The sequence below is a fragment of the Bacillus bruguierae genome, from assembly GCF_037104725.1.
Taxonomy (GTDB): domain Bacteria; phylum Bacillota; class Bacilli; order Bacillales; family Bacillaceae_G; genus Bacillus_A; species Bacillus_A bruguierae.
The window spans coordinates 318,093-334,206 of record NZ_JBAWSX010000003.1; the positions used below are offsets into that span (position 1 = coordinate 318,093).

Consider the following 16,114-nt stretch of genomic DNA (forward strand, 5'->3'; position numbering starts at 1 on the left):
TTTTTTAACTTAGTTGTAACTTAATTGATTACAACGAAAAGAAAAGTGAGGGAACATAAACATGACTGTAAAAATTAAAGCTTATTCTGATTTTATATGTCCATTTTGTTTTTTAGGAAAAGCTCCTTTGGATGAGATTGTAAAGGGGAAAGATGTAGAAGTAGAATGGATGCCATTTGAATTACGCCCAAGTCCATATCCAAAAATCGATCCATGGAAAGAGCCTGATAAGTTAGGTTCATGGGATTCATTTATTGTTCCTACCGCAAAAAAATTAGGAGTAGAAATGCGTTTACCTCGTGTTTCTCCGCACCCGTATACAAACCTTGCCTTTGAGGGATACCACTTTGCGAAGGAACATGGAAAAGGAAATGCGTTTCACGATAGAGTGTTTGCTGCCTTTTTCCAAGAAGAACAAAATATTGAATATATCGAAGTATTAACAAAATTGGCAGGGGAAGTTGGACTCCCTAAAGAAGCATTTAAAGAAGCATTAGTATCAAGAAAGTATAAAGACGTACAAGAAGAAGCGTTGCAACATGCTTACGAAGAAGCACAGATTATGGCTGTTCCAACATTCGTTATTGGTGATGAAGTGATTCAAGGATTAGCGAGCAAAGAAAGATTAGCAAAAGCAATCGATCAAGAGCTAGCAAAAAGTAAGGAAAATGAATTAGATGGAATGCAATGTAATGTAGATGGATATTGTTAATAAGAGATTGGATGATAATCAACATATAAGGTATTGGAGGAATGAAACATGTCAGTTACTACAACAAATTTAAAAGATGCAATTATGAATCGCCGTTCTATTCGTAAAGTAAAAAAGAACGAAAATATTACGCAAGAAAGAATTAGTGACGTTTTAAAAACTGCTTTATACGCACCATCAGCTTTTAACATGCAAAGTGGCCGCCTCGTTGTATTAATGGATGCAGAGCATGAAAAGTTTTGGGATATCGTAAAAGAAACGCTTCGTGCCCTTGTTCCAGCAGAAAATTTTGAGGCAACTGCAGCAAGACTGCAAGGATTCCGTGATGGAGTAGGAACAGTGTTATTCTTTGAAAATCAAGAAACTGTGAAGAGAATGCAAGAAAACGCGCCGTTATACAAAGAGCAATTCCCATTCTGGTCTCATCAAGGAAGTGCAATGCTGCAATATGCAACATGGATGGCTTTATCGGCAGAAGGAATCGGAGCGTCTCTGCAACACTACAACCCAATTGTTGATGAAGAAGTAAAACAAACTTGGAACATTCCAGCAGAGTGGAGCCTAGTAGGACAAATGCCATTTGGTGAGCCGGATGAGCAGCCAGGCGAAAGAACGTTTTTAGCTTATGAAGATGTAGTTAAATTTTATTAAGAAAAGCGAATGATTTCCTGAATAGGGAACACGCAGTCATTATGGCGAATGGATTCAACTTAAAAATCGGACTATGACTATACTTAAAGAAAAAACGTCTCAAAAATTAGAGGCGTTTTTTATATTTATATAATGATTAAAAAAGTGGATAATATGATTACTTGTTAATGCTTATATAATCATGCAAACATTGTTAATGTGGTAAAATAATCTTGTTTCCTTATGAAATAAGTCGTATTTATTTATTGGAATATAATACAGAATATTGTTAATTATCTTTTTTTATTGAAGAGAGGAGAGATTTACAGTATATTTTTTGAGAAACATTTATTTTGATATAAAAAGGAGTTATTTATTTGAAGAAAATATTTAAAGTACTTTTATTACTAGTAGCATTAGTGGGCGGTAGTGTAGCTGTATTTTTAGCCTATATTATGATTACAGATGAGAAACCTGTTAGTGTTCTGAAATTAAATGTAGAAAATAAGAATGACAAGGTTTTAAAACAGGGAGACACATTTACAGCGACGACTTTTAACGTAGGTTATGCTGGTTTGGATAAAGATCAAGACTTTTTTATGGACGGGGGAGAAGGCTCTCGTTCTAGCAGTAAAGAACAAACAGAAAAGAATCTTAACAACATGCTATCTTTTTTACAAAAAGAAGATTCTGATTTTATCTTATTGCAAGAGGTGGATACGAAATCTTCAAGATCATTTGATGTGAATGAATATGCCGTATTTAAGAACGGTTTGAAAAACTATGAATCTTCTTTCGGATATAACTATCATGCACAGTGGGTACCTGTTCCGATTACTAATCCAATGGGATATACGAATTCAGGAATGAGTTCATTTTCTAAGTATAAGATTGATACAGCAACAAGATTTCAACTGCCAGGGAAAGAGCCTTGGCCAAAACAATTATTTGATTTAGACCGAGCAATCGTTGAGCATAAAATCCCTGTGAGTAATGGGAAATATTTAAGACTCGTTAATCTTCATTTATCTGCTTATGATAAAGGCGGAAAAATAAGAAGGCAGCAAGTTGATTATTTGAAAGAGTATATGAACGAACACTATAAAAACGGTGATTATGTGATACTCGGTGGTGATTGGAATCAACTAGTCTCTGATGTACAGCTAAAAGATCCGAAGTTTCAAAAAGTATGGCCTGAATGGTTAGTACAATTGCCAAAAGATTTCACGGACGGTGGATTCCAGTGGGCAGTAGATCCTAATGTTTGGACCGTTCGCGATGATGTGAAGAAATATGTAGAAGGTGAGAATTTCGTTACGATTATTGATGGATTTTTAGTTTCGCCAAATGTAGAAATCGTAAATGTACATGGAAATGATCTGAAGTTTGAAAATAGTGATCATAATCCGGTAAGTGCGGTGTTTAAATTAAAATAAGTTTTATTTTGTGAATAACTTTTTGTAGCGGCACAAGTGAAACAGCTAGAAGTAATTTTAGAGAAATAGATGAACAGACTTGTCTTAAAAAACGTCTCAAGCTTTGTTGGGACGTTTTTTTTTTATGCAGGAAATATAAATTTTTGAAACCAAAACATTCCATATCCTATCTAATAAGTGGAAGGAGGGATAAGATGGATGAAATAAAATTAGTGAAAAAAGCAAAAAAGGGTGATGATGCAGCGTTTGAACAGCTCATTAGCCTTCATCAGGATCAATTATATCGTACAGCTTATATGTATGTGCAAAATAAAGAAGATGCATTAGATATCGTACAAGAAACGGTTTATAAAGCGTACTTATCTTTAGAGCAATTACAAAAACCAAACTTTTTTCTGACGTGGTTGACGCGTATTTTAATACATAACGCTTACCAAGTATTAAATGAGAAGAAGAAGGTTCAACAATTAGAAGATAGCAGGGAATGCAAAGATGTACGAAACGTGGCAAACCGAATTGAGCAAAACATTGACTTACAAGCAGCAATTGGAAAACTAGATGAAAACTATCAAACTGTTATTATTTTACATTATTATTATGATCTTCCGATAAACCAAATTGCTTGGCATATGAATGTACCTGAAGGAACTGTCAAAACGTATTTGCATAGGGCGAGAAAATCGTTAAAGAAATTATTAGGAGGGAGTGATGAGAATTGGATAAACAGTGGGTTAATGATGAAATAAACAAAATCGAAGTTCCTCGGGAAGAATTACAGATAGCGATAAAAAAAGGTGTGAATAGAGCAAAGCAAGAAAAACCGACAAAAAGAAAATATAAACGAAGAAAGATTGCATGGTTAGCTGCTGCATCAGTATGTATAGGTGTGCTAGGCTCAGGCTTTGTTTTCCCGCAAATGAATCGTGTATTAGCAGAAGTTCCGCTTATAGGAAAAGTGTATGATTATTTTCATGATACGATGGGTCAAAATCTGTTTGCGAGTAAACTCGTAACAGAATTGAATCAACAAGCAGTAAGTAATGGAGTTAGTGTAACGATGAAAAGTGTGTATTATGATGGCGGCCGGATTGGGATAACGTTTACGGTTGATAATCCGGATAAAGGCGCGAAAAATGCTGTATCTCATGATCGTTTTTATTATACATATAAGCTTGCTGACGGAAGTCCAAAGTGGATGAAAAGCGCTTCGGGTGGCGGGAGAGTAACAAAGAATGGTTGGTTTGGAAATATCAAAATTGATTACCCTGAAAAAGAATTACCTCCAAATACAACATTACCAATTACCATTACATCTATCGGTGAAACGAGAGGATTTTGGAAGTTCGATATTCCCGTGAAACAATTAGAAAATAAAAAAATTAACTCGAAGCAGTCTGTTAGCAGTGAGGATCAGCAGCATACATTTAACTTTGAAAATATTACAATCGGTAAAGGAGCAACAACGATTGACTACAAAGCAATTTATCCGCTTGTTGGCGAGAACGACTTAGCACGAATCCACAAAATAACAGATGATAAAGGGAACGAAATTGATATGTCTACTTCAGGGATTGAATTTGGCAGAGAAAAAGTAGGCGATCATGTAGAATCTGCAGAGCGTTCTATTTTCGAGAAAATTCCTGATAGTGCGGAATTTATTACAATATATCCTTTTGTACGATTATCAGAAAAACCAGCAATTGTGAAGCTAGATGAAAAAACACCATTTGAAATGAAGAGCACGCGCAGTGATTTCAAAATAATTGTTAACCACATCCAGCATAAGAATCAGCGGCTAATTGTAAATTACACACTTCAAAATGTCGATACAAAACATATATCTATGGACGAATTAATCAATTTTGGCGAGGCGATGAATCTAACTGATTCTTCGTACATGGATCAAGATATCGTACCGCGTGGACATAATGTAAAAGGAAGTACCGTGAAAGTACTAGATAAGGAAAAACTTCAATTTGAAGGAACGTTTCAATTAGATGGGAAATATGGTGTGGAGAATTTCAGTTTAAAGGATTACGTATTAGAGGTGCTGATGTCGCCGTATCACCCAAATAAAACATTACCGCCTGTTCAGATTAAAGTAAAATAAGGTTACACCTCATGATTTTACATGTACTTGGTTATAGTAACAAAAGAACGATAACCAAGGAGGCTGCAACTATGGATAACAGTAGTAATTTTGTAGAGAAACTGCACGATACACAGGAGAAAGCGGAACGAAATAAAAAGCGTCAAGGTAACGGAAACCCGGGCAAGAAAAAGCCGAATAAAACGCATAAATAAAAAAGAAACCCACCTTTTTGGGAAGGTGGGTTTTGTTGATTTCATTGCGTTGCATTTGTTTTTTTTCTGCGAATGTATAGAAAAGCCAAAGCGGCAAGAACGGAAAAAATAATTAATACAACTAATAAAATAAGCCCGTAACGGTGAACGTAATGACTGATTAGATGCCAGTCTTTCCCGAATTGTAATCCTAATTGAATAAAAGTAAAGCTCCATATGAATGCTCCTAGATAAGCGTACAGACAAAATGTCCGAATACGCAGACTGGAAATGCCGGTTAAATAGGCAGTAACATGCCGCACTCCTGGAATGAAGTAGCCAAAAATAAGTAAAGGAGGACCGATTTTTTGAAAGAGAGCTTGTGTCCGAGCAATTTTGTTTTCTGTAATGTGCATTTTAGGACCAAATTTCTTTAAGAAGGGAAGCCCAAGTCTTTTTCCTAATATGTAACTAAGCGAAATACCAACTGCCGAGCCAAACCATGCGCTTAATAAGGCGATAAAGAAGTGCATTTTCCCTTGAAATATATAATATCCTACAAAAGTTAATAACGTTTCATCTGGTATTGGTAATCCAATAATTCCCCCAACTAACGCCATGATTAGTCCGAAATATCCATAATGCGAAATGACATAATTTAAGTGCTGTTCTATTTGTGATCACCATCCGTTTCATCTGCAATAAGAACTATTGTATATGTCTTTTAGTTTCACCCAATTACGCACAATCATTACTATATTGCTGCTTCATTTTGTGTGAAATGGTATGTATAAATCTATCATGTAGCTAAATATATTTATTTATTATAACAAATTTTGTTTTAGAACCCTCTGAAAATAAAGGGGAGTAGCTTCGCTCAACGTTTTGCGTTAGCATAAAACGTTATTATTTTCATTTCTAAAACTTTTTTAAAATTTTTTAAAACGACGGACATAAAATCATATGTCCTTTCGAATAATATAGTGGAAAGTTATAAACATAATTATATAAAGAGGAGAAAATGAAAATGATAGGAAAATATGAAGATATCGCTGAAATATTAAAAGTATTGGCGCATCCTGTGCGTTTAAATTTAGTTGAAACATTGATTACGAAAGGCCCTACGAATGTAACAACAATGTATGAAAAGTTGGGAATGCCTCAAAGTACAGTTAGTCAGCACTTAGCGAAATTAAAAGCTGCTAAAATTGTTTCGGGCACTCGAAAAGGGTTAGAAATTTATTATGAAGTAGTGGATAGTCGTACGAAGATGATTGTAGCCAATATTATTTAAATGAAAATGACGGAGTTCTTATATTTTTTAACAGTCTAATATTTTATTGTAGACTCTAAAATATAATATTAGACTGTTAAACGATTTATAGAGAGAAAAGATTCGAAATCATGTCATAGAGCACAATTCGGTTAAAGAGAATTGTGCTTTTTTTATGCATTATATTTTCATGTCAGAAAAGATAACATGTATTCATTTCTTGTAAGCGTTTGTATTTAAGAGTATTTTAAAGAAAAACAAAGAATTTGAGAGATAATGCGATATGAAATTGTTGTTTTGTCGAAAATTGTTGATTTTTGAATGGATTTAAATTACAATTGAATTTATGTAAGAAAAAAGGGAGGGGACAACATGATTAGCATTTTAGAAAAATCCGTTGAAACAACAAATAATATTCTATGGACTTATGTAATTATTACAATGTTAATTGGCTTAGGTCTTTATTTTTCTTTTAAACTGAAGTTCGTTCAAATTCGTCATCTAGGGGAAATGGCGGGTAAAAAAGGTAGCGTTTCTTCTTTCCAATCTTTCTGTATAAGTTCTGCAGCCCGCATCGGGATTGGTAACTTAGCAGGGGAGCACTAGCGATTTCGTTAGGTAGTCCAGCTTACTATATGGAAAAAGGTTTAAATAAGCGCTGGATGGGAATTTTATTTTCTATCTTAATTACAATTAGTTATGAACTAATTTTCAACTCTGTACAAGCAAATACAGTTACACTTGCTTTGAAGAATTAAGAATGCATTTGGTCTTGAACGTTATATATAAGTCCAATTTAAAAATCCGGCATACGGAACAAGCATGATGGTGCAACTGTTAGCTGTACGGTTACATGTTATGGATATTCGCATAAACGAGGAAATACTATTTTCATAGAAAATTTTTACCTGTGTTGCATGTGTGTATGAGACGAGCTTATTTATGTCGGAAAAATAAGATTATTTTATATGAATTAGGGCTACTAAATTTTGATATGAGGTGATGATATGGGACAATTTTTGTCGGATCTATTGGGATTAACAAATGATTTTCTGTGGTCTAAATTGTTAATTATTATGCTTGTTACTTTCGGAATTTATTTTACGTTTAAATCGAAATTTGTACAGTTTCGAATGTTAAAGGAAATGGTCCGTGTGTTAATGGAAGGGAAATCTGGTTCTAAAGACGAAGTTTCCCCATTTCAAGCGTTCTGTATTGGTATGGCTGCTCGCGTTGGAACTGGAAATATCACAGGAATTGCGATTGCGATTGCATTAGGCGGTCCTGGAGCGGTATTCTGGATGTGGATTATTTCTATTATTAGCTCAGCATCCAGCTTTGTTGAAAGTACGTTAGCGCAAATATATAAAGTAAAAGATAAAAATGGTTTCCGCGGTGGTCCATCCTATTATATGGAAAAAGGATTAAACAAACGTTGGATGGGAGTATTATTCTCCATTTTAATTACGATCACTTTCGGTCTTGTATTCAATTCTGTACAATCAAATACCGTTACAATTGCTTTTGAGAACGCATTCGGTACAGATCGTTTAACTTTAGGAATTATTATGGCTCTTGCTTTCGCTGCGATTATCTTTGGCGGTGTGCAGCGTATTGCAAAAATGGCTGAATACAAAGTGATGTTTCTAGCGGTGTTATACATTGGTATTGCATTATTTGTTATAGTTACAAACATAACAAAAATGCCAGAAGTTCTTTCTCTTATTGTTCAAAACGCATTTGGCTTTAAACAAATAGCAGGCGGTTCAATCGGCGCAGCGCTCATGCATGGGGTTAAACGTGGTTTATTCTCAAATGAAGCTGGTATGGGAAGTGCGCCAAACGTTGCCGCAACGGCAACAACAAGCCATCCGGTGAAACAAGGACTTATTCAAGCATTTGGTGTATTAACGGATACACTGATTGTCTGTACAAGCACAGCATTTATTATTTTACTTTCTGATGCATACAAACAACCAGAGCTAAATGGTATTGCACTTACACAAGCAGCATTAAGTGAACATGTCGGCTCTTGGGCATCAGGGTGTCTTGCTATCTTTATTTTCCTATTTGGATTCGGTGCGTTAATTGGTAACTATTATTACGGAGAAACAAATATTCGATTCTTAAACAATAGTAAAGTATGGTTGATGGTATACCGAATAAGCGTGTTAGCCATGATTGTATTCGGTTCTGTTGCAAAGATCCAATTTGTATGGGATTTAGCTGATTTATTTATGGGCTTTATGGTTATCATAAATTTAATTGCGATTGCGTTTCTTGGTAAATTTGCATTTGCTGCACTTACAGACTATATGAAGCAGAAGAAACAAGGGAAAGATCCTGTATTCCATGCAAGTTCTATCCCGGGACTAAAAAATGCAGAATGCTGGGAAGATCCAGTAATTGAAAAAGAAAAACAATTAGGTTAGTAACGCAAAGGAACATAGAGGCGGGACTCTATGTTCCTTTTTTTGTATATTTTTCCCTTTGAAAAATATATTGCTTTTTGTAAAGATAACGCTTACAATCAGTTTATGGATGAAACAAAATGATATCATTCTCATATTCCACAATAATTATTCAGTATAGAATTTCGTCTAATGCAAACGCTTACTCATATAGGAAGTAATTTGCATGTAAAGGTATTTATCTTTTTAATCTGAATTGTCAGACGTCTATCGTTAGACAACTGTTGCATCTTGGTAAATCAAACTACAAAATGGAGGATTCAAGTATGAAATTTGTCATGTTTCTTGTAGGACTAATTGCTGTATTTATACTAGCGTTTCTTGTAAGTAGCGATCGGAAAAAGATTAAATATAAGCCAATTGCTATTATGCTTGTTATTCAACTAGGATTATCATATTTCTTATTAAATACACAGATTGGATACTATTTAATTAAAGGAATTTCTGATGGATTTAGTACAATTTTAAAATTTGCGGACGCTGGAATTAACTTTGTATTTGGTGGAATGGTAAATAAGGGAGAATTCACATTTTTCCTTTCTGTATTACTTCCAATTATTTTCTTAGCAGTGTTAATTGGAATTCTGCAACATCTTAGAATTTTACCAGTCATTATTAAAGCAATTGGATTCTTATTAAGTAAAATAAATGGTTTAGGAAGATTAGAATCTTATAATGCAGTAGCAGCGGCAATTGTTGGCCAAGGGGAAGTATTTATTACAGTTAAAGATCAACTAAGTAAATTGCCAAAAAATCGTTTATATACACTCTGTGCATCTTCTATGTCGACAGTTTCCATGTCAATCGTTGGTTCTTACATGAAAATGCTTGACCCTAAATATGTTGTAACAGCACTTGTTTTAAACTTATTTAGTGGATTTATTATCATTCACATTTTAAATCCTTACGATGTAAAAGAAGAGGATGATATTTTAGAGTTACAAGAGGACAAGAACCAAACGTTCTTCGAAATGCTAGGCGAGTACATTATGTTAGGATTTTCAATTGCAGTTACAGTAGCAGCAATGTTAATCGGATTCATTGCATTGATGGCAGCAATTAACGGTCTATTTGATTCTATTTTCGGTATCACATTCCAAACGATCTTAGGATATGTGTTCTCACCATTAGCATTCATCATGGGTATTCCAGCATCTGAGATGGTAACAGCTGGACAAATTATGGCAACAAAATTAGTAACAAACGAATTTGTTGCGATGCTTGATTTAGGAAAAGCAGCTGGTGGTTTAACACCTCGTACAGTTGGTATCTTATCTGTATTCCTTGTATCATTTGCAAACTTCTCATCTATCGGAATTATCGCAGGTGCAACGAAGAGTATCGATGAAAAACAAGCAAATGTTGTATCTTCTTTCGGATTAAAACTTGTATACGGTGCAACATTAGTAAGTGTCTTATCAGCGATTATCGTTGGGGTTATGCTATAAGATAAAATAAAAAGCAATGAGCAGCGGGCTCATTGCTTTTTTTGTTTACTCAGCAGGCGGAGTAAATGTACGTTTTTCTAATTCGGCATCTAACATAAACAATGCGTTTGAATCGCTTGTAATTCGTTTTAATTTTTGAATGATGCTATCGAAAGATGCTTCTTCTTCTACTTGCTCATCAACGAACCATTTTAAGAAGGTGATGGTAGCATGTTCGCGTTCATCCCATGCAATATCAGATAGGTTATAAATACGTTTTGTAACCTCACGCTCGTGCTCAAGGGCGATTTCAAAAGCTGATAAAATCGATTCGTATTCGTTATTTGGATGATCAAATCCAGTAATGATTGCACGCTCACCGCGATCATTAATATAATTGTACAGCTTCATAGCATGGAAACGCTCTTCCTCTGCTTGTACAAGAAAGAAATTTGCAAATCCATCATAGCTCTCTGATGTACAGTATGCTGCCATTGCCATATACACATGGGCTGAGTAAAATTCAAAATTCATTTGATCATTTAGTGCTTCACGTAATTTTGGAGATAACATAAAAAGACCCCTTTCATATTATTACAATATAATCATATCATAGTTGAAAATAATTCTCATTTATTATTTGAATCGTTTGGAAAGTTTTTTCACGTGTGTTTCCATAATATCTTGCAAATCTAGGTTATATTTTTGCGCTAAAATTATAAGGTTTCCTAGTACATCTCCAAGTTCTTCTTTCAACTCTATTGTTAATTCTTCTTCGCTCTTCGTCGTTTCATCTGGGCGATCGCGGCCGATTTCGATAGCACGCACAACGCGAGAAACTTCGCCAACTTCTTCCGCTAAAAAATTAACGCGAATAAAAGAATTATATTGGGCCCAGCCCCGCTCATGATAAAATTGTTCCACCCATCTTTGAAATTCATTCGTATCCATCCTTTTCTCATCCTCCCAATATGTAGTATGATTACATTGTAGCATAACAATATATAGTTTTGGGGTGGAAGAATGAAACGGATTTGTGTGTTTGCAGGATCGAATGTTGGGGAGCGTCTAGAATTTCAAACAGAAGCTCGTCAGCTTGGAAAGATACTAGTTCAAAATAATATAGAGCTTGTATACGGCGGCTCTTGTGTTGGATTAATGGGAGAAGTAGCAAATCAAGTATTAGAGCTAGGGGGCCGTGTAACAGGCATCATGCCGCGTGGGTTATTTAGAGGAGAAATTGTTCACCACGGTTTAACGGAACTAATCGAAGTAGAAACAATGCATGAAAGAAAATCGAAAATGAGTGAACTTGCTGATGCATTTATTGCATTGCCAGGTGGATATGGAACATTTGAAGAGTTGTTTGAAGTTGTATGTTGGTCACAAATCGGGATTCATGAAAAGCCTGTTGGATTGCTCAACATTGCAGAATTCTACACACCATTATTACAAATGGTGGACCGTGCAGCAGCAGAAGGATTTATGAATCCATCAAATAAAGAATTGCTTGTTTCTGCACAAACAGCTAACGAATTATTTGTGGAGATGAAGAGTTACAAAAGACCAGTTATGGGTAATAAGTGGAAACAGTTAACATGATGAAAAACCGAGTGGAGTGTCCCACTCGGTTTTTTTGTATATTTTTCTTGTCAAATATTAGAAAAAGCGCCGATATATTGGCGCCGCCTTTCTTATGATCCAGCTTCACCTCCTAGCCCCTCATGTCTAAGAACCTTCCACACGAGAAGGTAAAAAGCACCTTCTGTGTGAAAGAACCTTAGCCAACGGGGCTAAACAGTCGGCTCCGCTTTTCTTATTGATTCAAGAATGCGCGCAGCATCCATGCGTGTTTTTCAAGTTCTGTGTAGATGCCAAGTAGTAGGTCAGATGTCATTTCATCGTCTGTATCTTGTGCGATTTCCATGCCTTTTTTTAGTTCGCTTAGCATCATTTCGTAGTCCTTCATAATCGCTTCGACCATCCCTTCTGCAGTTTCTCCGTAAGCTGCCTCTTGAACAGAAGATAATGTTAAGTATTCTTTCATTGTTGCTACTGGTTTGCCGCCAATTGCTAAAATACGTTCTGCGATTTCATCGATGTGCGTAGCTGCTTCTGTATAAAGTTGTTCGAATTTCTCATGAAGTGTAAAGAATTGAGGTCCTGTAACGTACCAGTGGAAGTTGTGTAATTTTGTGAATAAAACGTTCCAGTTTGCTACTTGTTTGTTTAATACTTCAATTACTTGTGTGTTCATGTAATCAATCCCCTTTTAAATTATTATACTGTTTGTTAATGTGGTCAATTTCTTTTTAAATTATTATTTTATACTATTTACTAATTTATAATAATTATAATGTAATAACAGGTATAAAATCAACTCTTTTTGCATATATAATTTTAAAATATTTTGTAACGCACATGTATGTTTAAAATAAGAGCTAATGTGACATACAGGTAACAAAGAGTAAAGAGAAAGGAGAATGAAAATGCAGCTCCCATTTCAAAGGATATATCAACAAGCTGGGAACTGGTATGTACTTGATGACGATTTTCCATGGGATATAAATCAAGTAAAGAGAGATGTTTTCTCGTTAATTGAACGACGTGAGGTACCTGTTATTTTCTGTGATACGTGCGAAACGAATGATGTGTTAATACGATTAGGAGAAGAGGAAGAAGAATTTTTATTTCCTTTGAGCGGATTTTATCATAAAGAAAAGCGGCTCATTTTTGTTTGTATGTGGGAGAAGTATGAGAATGTATTAGAAACATTGTTGCATGAGTTTCGGCATGATATGCAGCATGAACATAAGTTATTGTATGTTGGGGATGAAATGTATGAAAAGCGGTGGATTGAAAAAGATGCAAGGGTATTTGCGAAGAGAAAGCTGAGAGAATATAGGAGAAGGTATGTGAACTAAAACATAGTATATACTATGTTTTAGTTTTTAACTTACAAAAAGAAAGTAATTGACATTTATTAAGTTTAGTTCTAAACTGTAGTTACAAAGCTTAGTGAGACGAATCAACATGTAAAAGATGAGATTTGTCTGCTGCACAATTTAATGAATTAGTATAAATCGGACAGGGGACATACAGAAGTAGTTCCCCCGTAAGAAAGTTTTTAAGCAATCCAATTTTGTAAGCTCACTCGTGAGGAGCAGAAGCAACTGCTGGAATTATTAAGAAAGTTACAGTTATAAAAAATTTCAAATAAATATCTCAAATTCGAGATAATATGAGGTGAAAAATATGTTTAAAAAAATTGATCATAAACAAATGGGAAGAGCAAATCACGGTTGGTTAAATACACATTTTCATTTTTCATTTGCAGATTACTACAATCCAAATAATATGAGATTCGGTGCACTTCGTGTTATTAACGATGATTTAGTAGCAGCACAAACAGGATTTGAGATGCATCCGCACCGTGATATGGAGATTATTTCTTATGTAGTAGACGGGGCATTAACACACCAAGATAGTATGGGAAACCGCGGAACAATTGAGCGTGGACATGTGCAATATATGAGTGCTGGAACAGGCGTCTTCCATAGTGAACACAATTTAGGCGATGAAACATTGCGTCTGCTGCAAATTTGGATTTTACCAGACCGTGCTGGTCATACACCAAATTATGGTGAATTTAAATTTGATTGGGATAAACGTGAGAATACATGGTTCCACATGGTTTCACCAATTGATGGCGGTGCACCGATTGAAATTCATCAAGATGCAAACTTGTACTCTCTTGCTTTAGAAAAAGGAAAAGAGATTGTGTTCTCAGTTGGTGAAGGGCGTCAAGCTTATTTGGTTCAAATTGAAGGAGGCGGCGTTGTGAACGGTGAAACATTAGGGACGAGAGATGCAGCAGAAGTAATTGCGGAAGATATTCACATTCAAGCAACGGAAACAGCTCATTATTTGGTAATTGAGATGAAGAAACAATAATTGTAATAAGCGAGTAGCGTCTAAAAAGGACGCTACTATTTTTTGAATATTCTGTCGAAATTTTCTAAAAATTCAATTAAAGGTTATTGCTAATTTCTCTAGAACTGTATAAAAGTGTAAAACAATTTAGGGATGGGGAGTGTTGTTTTTGAAAAAGAAGGTTCTATCTTCAACGTTAGCTTTGTCTATGGCTTTAGGAGCATTTGCGACATTAGGTACGTCACGTACATATGCAGATGAGCAAAAAATTCAATACAACCAAGAGTTCCAGACACCATCTTATATTGGGGAAGAGTGGAAAGCACCGGAAGGATTAGATAAAAAAGAAACGGTGTTTGAGTATTTAAAAAGTAAAAAAGATATGTTTAAATTAGCGGGAAATATTGAGAAACATTTTGAGGTCGTTAGCGAAGAAAAAGATGCAGAAGCAGAAACAACACATGTGAAGCTTATTGAAAAACATAATGGTGTTCCTGTATATGGATCTGATCAAACAGTAACGCTAGATAAAGATAATAATGTAAAAGCATTTTTCGGACAAGTTATTCCGAATTTAGAAAATAAAAATATCCCATCATCTGCGAGCATTTCAGAAGATGAGGCCGTAAATATTGCAAAGGCCGGTATTGAGAAAGAAATTGGAAAAGTAGATAACTATGATGGTATTAAGAAAGATTTATATGTATATGAAAAAGATGGACAATATTATCTTTCTTATCTTGTAAAAGCATCTACTTCAAATCCAGCACCAGGCTATTGGCATTATTTTGTTGATGCAACAAACGGAAATGTAATTGAGAAGTATAATGCGATTGATCATATTACTGGGTTTGGTTACGGTGTATCAGGAAATCGCACAATGTTTGAAATGTCCCGAAATGAAAAAACAGGTGCTTTTCACTTATTTGATGGTACGCGTGGACAAGGTGTTCATACATTCGATGCGAAAAATATGAATCCATATTTATTTGATTTACTGTCGCAATGGTTCGGATATACAGGGTATGAAGTTGAAAGCAAAAACAAATTCTTTGAGGATAAAGCAGCTGTCGATGCTCATGCTAACGCTGCGAAAGTATACGATTATTATAAGAAAACATTTAATCGTAATTCTTATGATAATGAAGGGGCAAAATTAATTTCTACTGTTCACGTAGGGAAGAACTGGGATAATGCAGGGTGGAACGGTATCCAAATGATGTACGGAGACGGTGATGGAAAAGAATTTATTCCATTCTCAGCAGGACTTGATGTTATTGCGCATGAGCTCACTCACGCAGTAACAGAGTACTCTGCAAATCTAGAATATAGAAATGAATCTGGCGCATTAAATGAATCGTTATCTGATATTATGGGTGCAATGGTTGACCGTGATGATTGGGATATGGGAGAAGATATTTATGCACCAGAGATGCGAGGAACTGTACTGCGTTCTTTAAGTAATCCGGCTTCTATTCCAAATCCATTAAAGCCAAGTGAAGGCTACCCTGATCATTATAGTAAGCGCTACAAAGGAACGATTGATAATGGCGGTGTTCATATTAATAGCAGCATTAACAACAAAGCGGCATACTTAGTTTCTGAAGGTGGTACGCATTACGATGTTACTGTAAATGGTGTAGGCCGCGAAGCAACAGAAAAAATTTATTACCGCGCTCTTACAAAATATTTAACTGCAAACTCAAACTTTAGCATGATGCGCCAAGCTGCAATTCAAGCGGCTACAGATTTATATGGCCAAAATTCTAAAGAAGTACAAGCTGTAAAGAAAGCATACGATGCAGTAGGTGTAAAATAAAGTGAAACTTCCGTCAGTGGGGATTCTTCATCCACCACTGATGGAAAGCCCGCCCAATCGGGCTTTTACGGGCAGTTTTCTTCCTGGTTTTCCTATCCTTTACTGCCCGTTAATGCGGGGTAAGAAACGA

Annotated in this window: 17 protein-coding genes and 1 pseudogene; 14 read left to right on the forward strand and 4 right to left on the reverse strand. The window is 35.3% G+C overall.

All coding sequences use genetic code 11. The features are described 5' to 3' along the window. The first annotated feature begins 61 nt into the window (after positions 1–61). From WAZ07_RS08215 to WAZ07_RS08240, 6 genes are all read left to right on the forward strand, one after another. On the forward strand, positions 62–712 hold the full coding sequence (locus WAZ07_RS08215) for a DsbA family oxidoreductase (protein WP_336472035.1): 651 nt from the start codon (positions 62–64) through the stop codon (positions 710–712). Positions 713–760: 48 nt separating this feature from the next. Beyond that, positions 761–1,363 (forward strand): nitroreductase family protein, encoded by a 603-nt coding sequence (locus WAZ07_RS08220; protein WP_336472036.1) that lies wholly within the window; start codon positions 761–763, stop codon positions 1,361–1,363. Between the two features lie 356 nt (positions 1,364–1,719). After that, complete coding sequence (locus WAZ07_RS08225) at positions 1,720–2,778, forward strand: endonuclease/exonuclease/phosphatase family protein (RefSeq protein WP_336472037.1); 1,059 nt, start codon at positions 1,720–1,722, stop codon at positions 2,776–2,778. A 194-nt stretch (positions 2,779–2,972) separates the two neighbouring features. Further along, positions 2,973–3,524 carry a sigma-70 family RNA polymerase sigma factor gene (locus WAZ07_RS08230; protein WP_336472038.1) on the forward strand — a complete coding sequence of 184 codons (552 nt, stop codon included), beginning with the start codon at positions 2,973–2,975 and terminating at the stop codon, positions 3,522–3,524. Next, positions 3,494–4,888 carry a DUF4179 domain-containing protein gene (locus WAZ07_RS08235; protein ID WP_336472039.1) on the forward strand — a complete coding sequence of 465 codons (1,395 nt, stop codon included), beginning with the start codon at positions 3,494–3,496 and terminating at the stop codon, positions 4,886–4,888. The genes WAZ07_RS08230 and WAZ07_RS08235 overlap by 31 nt, the downstream gene beginning before the upstream one ends. Before the next feature lie 71 nt (positions 4,889–4,959). Further along, entirely contained in the window at positions 4,960–5,082 is a 123-nt protein-coding gene (locus tag WAZ07_RS08240) for a DUF4023 domain-containing protein (protein ID WP_035433200.1), read from the forward strand. A 41-nt stretch (positions 5,083–5,123) separates the two neighbouring features. Here the strand turns inward: WAZ07_RS08240 and WAZ07_RS08245 are convergent, their stop codons facing one another. Further along, a complete protein-coding gene (locus tag WAZ07_RS08245; RefSeq protein WP_336472040.1) occupies positions 5,124–5,681 on the reverse strand; it encodes a DedA family protein in 558 nt (185 codons plus the stop codon). A 407-nt stretch (positions 5,682–6,088) separates the two neighbouring features. Between WAZ07_RS08245 and WAZ07_RS08250 the strand changes: the two genes are divergently transcribed. The 4 genes and pseudogenes from WAZ07_RS08250 (at position 6,089) to WAZ07_RS08265 (ending at position 10,253) form a co-directional block, all read left to right on the forward strand. Continuing rightward, a complete protein-coding gene (locus tag WAZ07_RS08250) occupies positions 6,089–6,355 on the forward strand; it encodes an ArsR/SmtB family transcription factor (RefSeq protein ID WP_396549576.1) in 267 nt (88 codons plus the stop codon). Positions 6,356–6,709: 354 nt separating this feature from the next. Further along, positions 6,710–7,120, forward strand: a pseudogene (locus tag WAZ07_RS08255) (alanine:cation symporter family protein); the annotation flags it as partial. 221 nt (positions 7,121–7,341) lie between these two features. Continuing rightward, complete coding sequence (locus tag WAZ07_RS08260; RefSeq protein WP_090916030.1) at positions 7,342–8,766, forward strand: alanine/glycine:cation symporter family protein; 1,425 nt, start codon at positions 7,342–7,344, stop codon at positions 8,764–8,766. Between the two features lie 305 nt (positions 8,767–9,071). After that, positions 9,072–10,253 carry a NupC/NupG family nucleoside CNT transporter gene (locus WAZ07_RS08265; RefSeq protein ID WP_336472041.1) on the forward strand — a complete coding sequence of 394 codons (1,182 nt, stop codon included), beginning with the start codon at positions 9,072–9,074 and terminating at the stop codon, positions 10,251–10,253. Between the two features lie 45 nt (positions 10,254–10,298). Here WAZ07_RS08265 and WAZ07_RS08270 read toward each other — a convergent pair whose 3' ends face one another. Both WAZ07_RS08270 and WAZ07_RS08275 read right to left on the reverse strand, forming a co-directional pair. Further along, a complete protein-coding gene (locus tag WAZ07_RS08270; protein WP_020062878.1) occupies positions 10,299–10,805 on the reverse strand; it encodes a ferritin in 507 nt (168 codons plus the stop codon). A gap of 63 nt (positions 10,806–10,868) precedes the next feature. Next, the gene (locus WAZ07_RS08275) at positions 10,869–11,183 is read right to left on the reverse strand and encodes a MazG nucleotide pyrophosphohydrolase domain-containing protein (protein ID WP_090916036.1); all 315 of its coding nucleotides are present in this window, start codon (positions 11,181–11,183) and stop codon (positions 10,869–10,871) included. Between the two features lie 72 nt (positions 11,184–11,255). On the opposite strand from WAZ07_RS08275, the gene WAZ07_RS08280 reads away from it, so the two are divergent. Further along, positions 11,256–11,834 carry an LOG family protein gene (locus WAZ07_RS08280; RefSeq protein WP_336472042.1) on the forward strand — a complete coding sequence of 193 codons (579 nt, stop codon included), beginning with the start codon at positions 11,256–11,258 and terminating at the stop codon, positions 11,832–11,834. A gap of 214 nt (positions 11,835–12,048) precedes the next feature. Here WAZ07_RS08280 and WAZ07_RS08285 read toward each other — a convergent pair whose 3' ends face one another. After that, the gene (locus tag WAZ07_RS08285; protein ID WP_336472043.1) at positions 12,049–12,489 is read right to left on the reverse strand and encodes a Dps family protein; all 441 of its coding nucleotides are present in this window, start codon (positions 12,487–12,489) and stop codon (positions 12,049–12,051) included. Between the two features lie 232 nt (positions 12,490–12,721). On the opposite strand from WAZ07_RS08285, the gene WAZ07_RS08290 reads away from it, so the two are divergent. The 3 genes from WAZ07_RS08290 to WAZ07_RS08305 all read left to right on the forward strand — a co-directional run bounded on the left by WAZ07_RS08290 (position 12,722) and on the right by WAZ07_RS08305 (position 15,984). Then, positions 12,722–13,156 (forward strand): DUF3920 family protein, encoded by a 435-nt coding sequence (locus tag WAZ07_RS08290; RefSeq protein WP_336472111.1) that lies wholly within the window; start codon positions 12,722–12,724, stop codon positions 13,154–13,156. A gap of 331 nt (positions 13,157–13,487) precedes the next feature. Further along, complete coding sequence (locus tag WAZ07_RS08300; protein ID WP_336472044.1) at positions 13,488–14,186, forward strand: pirin family protein; 699 nt, start codon at positions 13,488–13,490, stop codon at positions 14,184–14,186. 148 nt (positions 14,187–14,334) lie between these two features. After that, entirely contained in the window at positions 14,335–15,984 is a 1,650-nt protein-coding gene (locus WAZ07_RS08305; protein WP_336472045.1) for a M4 family metallopeptidase, read from the forward strand. The last annotated feature ends 130 nt before the right edge of the window (positions 15,985–16,114 follow it).

Coding starts and splice junctions, on each gene's coding strand:
- WAZ07_RS08260 (WP_090916030.1), top strand. CDS start 7,342: ATGGGACAATTTTTGTCGGATCTATTGGGATTAACAAATGATTTTCTG.
- WAZ07_RS08240 (WP_035433200.1), top strand. CDS start 4,960: ATGGATAACAGTAGTAATTTTGTAGAGAAACTGCACGATACACAGGAG.
- WAZ07_RS08230 (WP_336472038.1), top strand. CDS start 2,973: ATGGATGAAATAAAATTAGTGAAAAAAGCAAAAAAGGGTGATGATGCA.
- WAZ07_RS08245 (WP_336472040.1), bottom strand. CDS start 5,681: ATGGCGTTAGTTGGGGGAATTATTGGATTACCAATACCAGATGAAACG.
- WAZ07_RS08300 (WP_336472044.1), top strand. CDS start 13,488: ATGTTTAAAAAAATTGATCATAAACAAATGGGAAGAGCAAATCACGGT.
- WAZ07_RS08285 (WP_336472043.1), bottom strand. CDS start 12,489: ATGAACACACAAGTAATTGAAGTATTAAACAAACAAGTAGCAAACTGG.
- WAZ07_RS08270 (WP_020062878.1), bottom strand. CDS start 10,805: ATGTTATCTCCAAAATTACGTGAAGCACTAAATGATCAAATGAATTTT.
- WAZ07_RS08275 (WP_090916036.1), bottom strand. CDS start 11,183: ATGGATACGAATGAATTTCAAAGATGGGTGGAACAATTTTATCATGAG.
- WAZ07_RS08280 (WP_336472042.1), top strand. CDS start 11,256: ATGAAACGGATTTGTGTGTTTGCAGGATCGAATGTTGGGGAGCGTCTA.
- WAZ07_RS08290 (WP_336472111.1), top strand. CDS start 12,722: ATGCAGCTCCCATTTCAAAGGATATATCAACAAGCTGGGAACTGGTAT.
- WAZ07_RS08265 (WP_336472041.1), top strand. CDS start 9,072: ATGAAATTTGTCATGTTTCTTGTAGGACTAATTGCTGTATTTATACTA.
- WAZ07_RS08220 (WP_336472036.1), top strand. CDS start 761: ATGTCAGTTACTACAACAAATTTAAAAGATGCAATTATGAATCGCCGT.
- WAZ07_RS08215 (WP_336472035.1), top strand. CDS start 62: ATGACTGTAAAAATTAAAGCTTATTCTGATTTTATATGTCCATTTTGT.
- WAZ07_RS08250 (WP_396549576.1), top strand. CDS start 6,089: ATGATAGGAAAATATGAAGATATCGCTGAAATATTAAAAGTATTGGCG.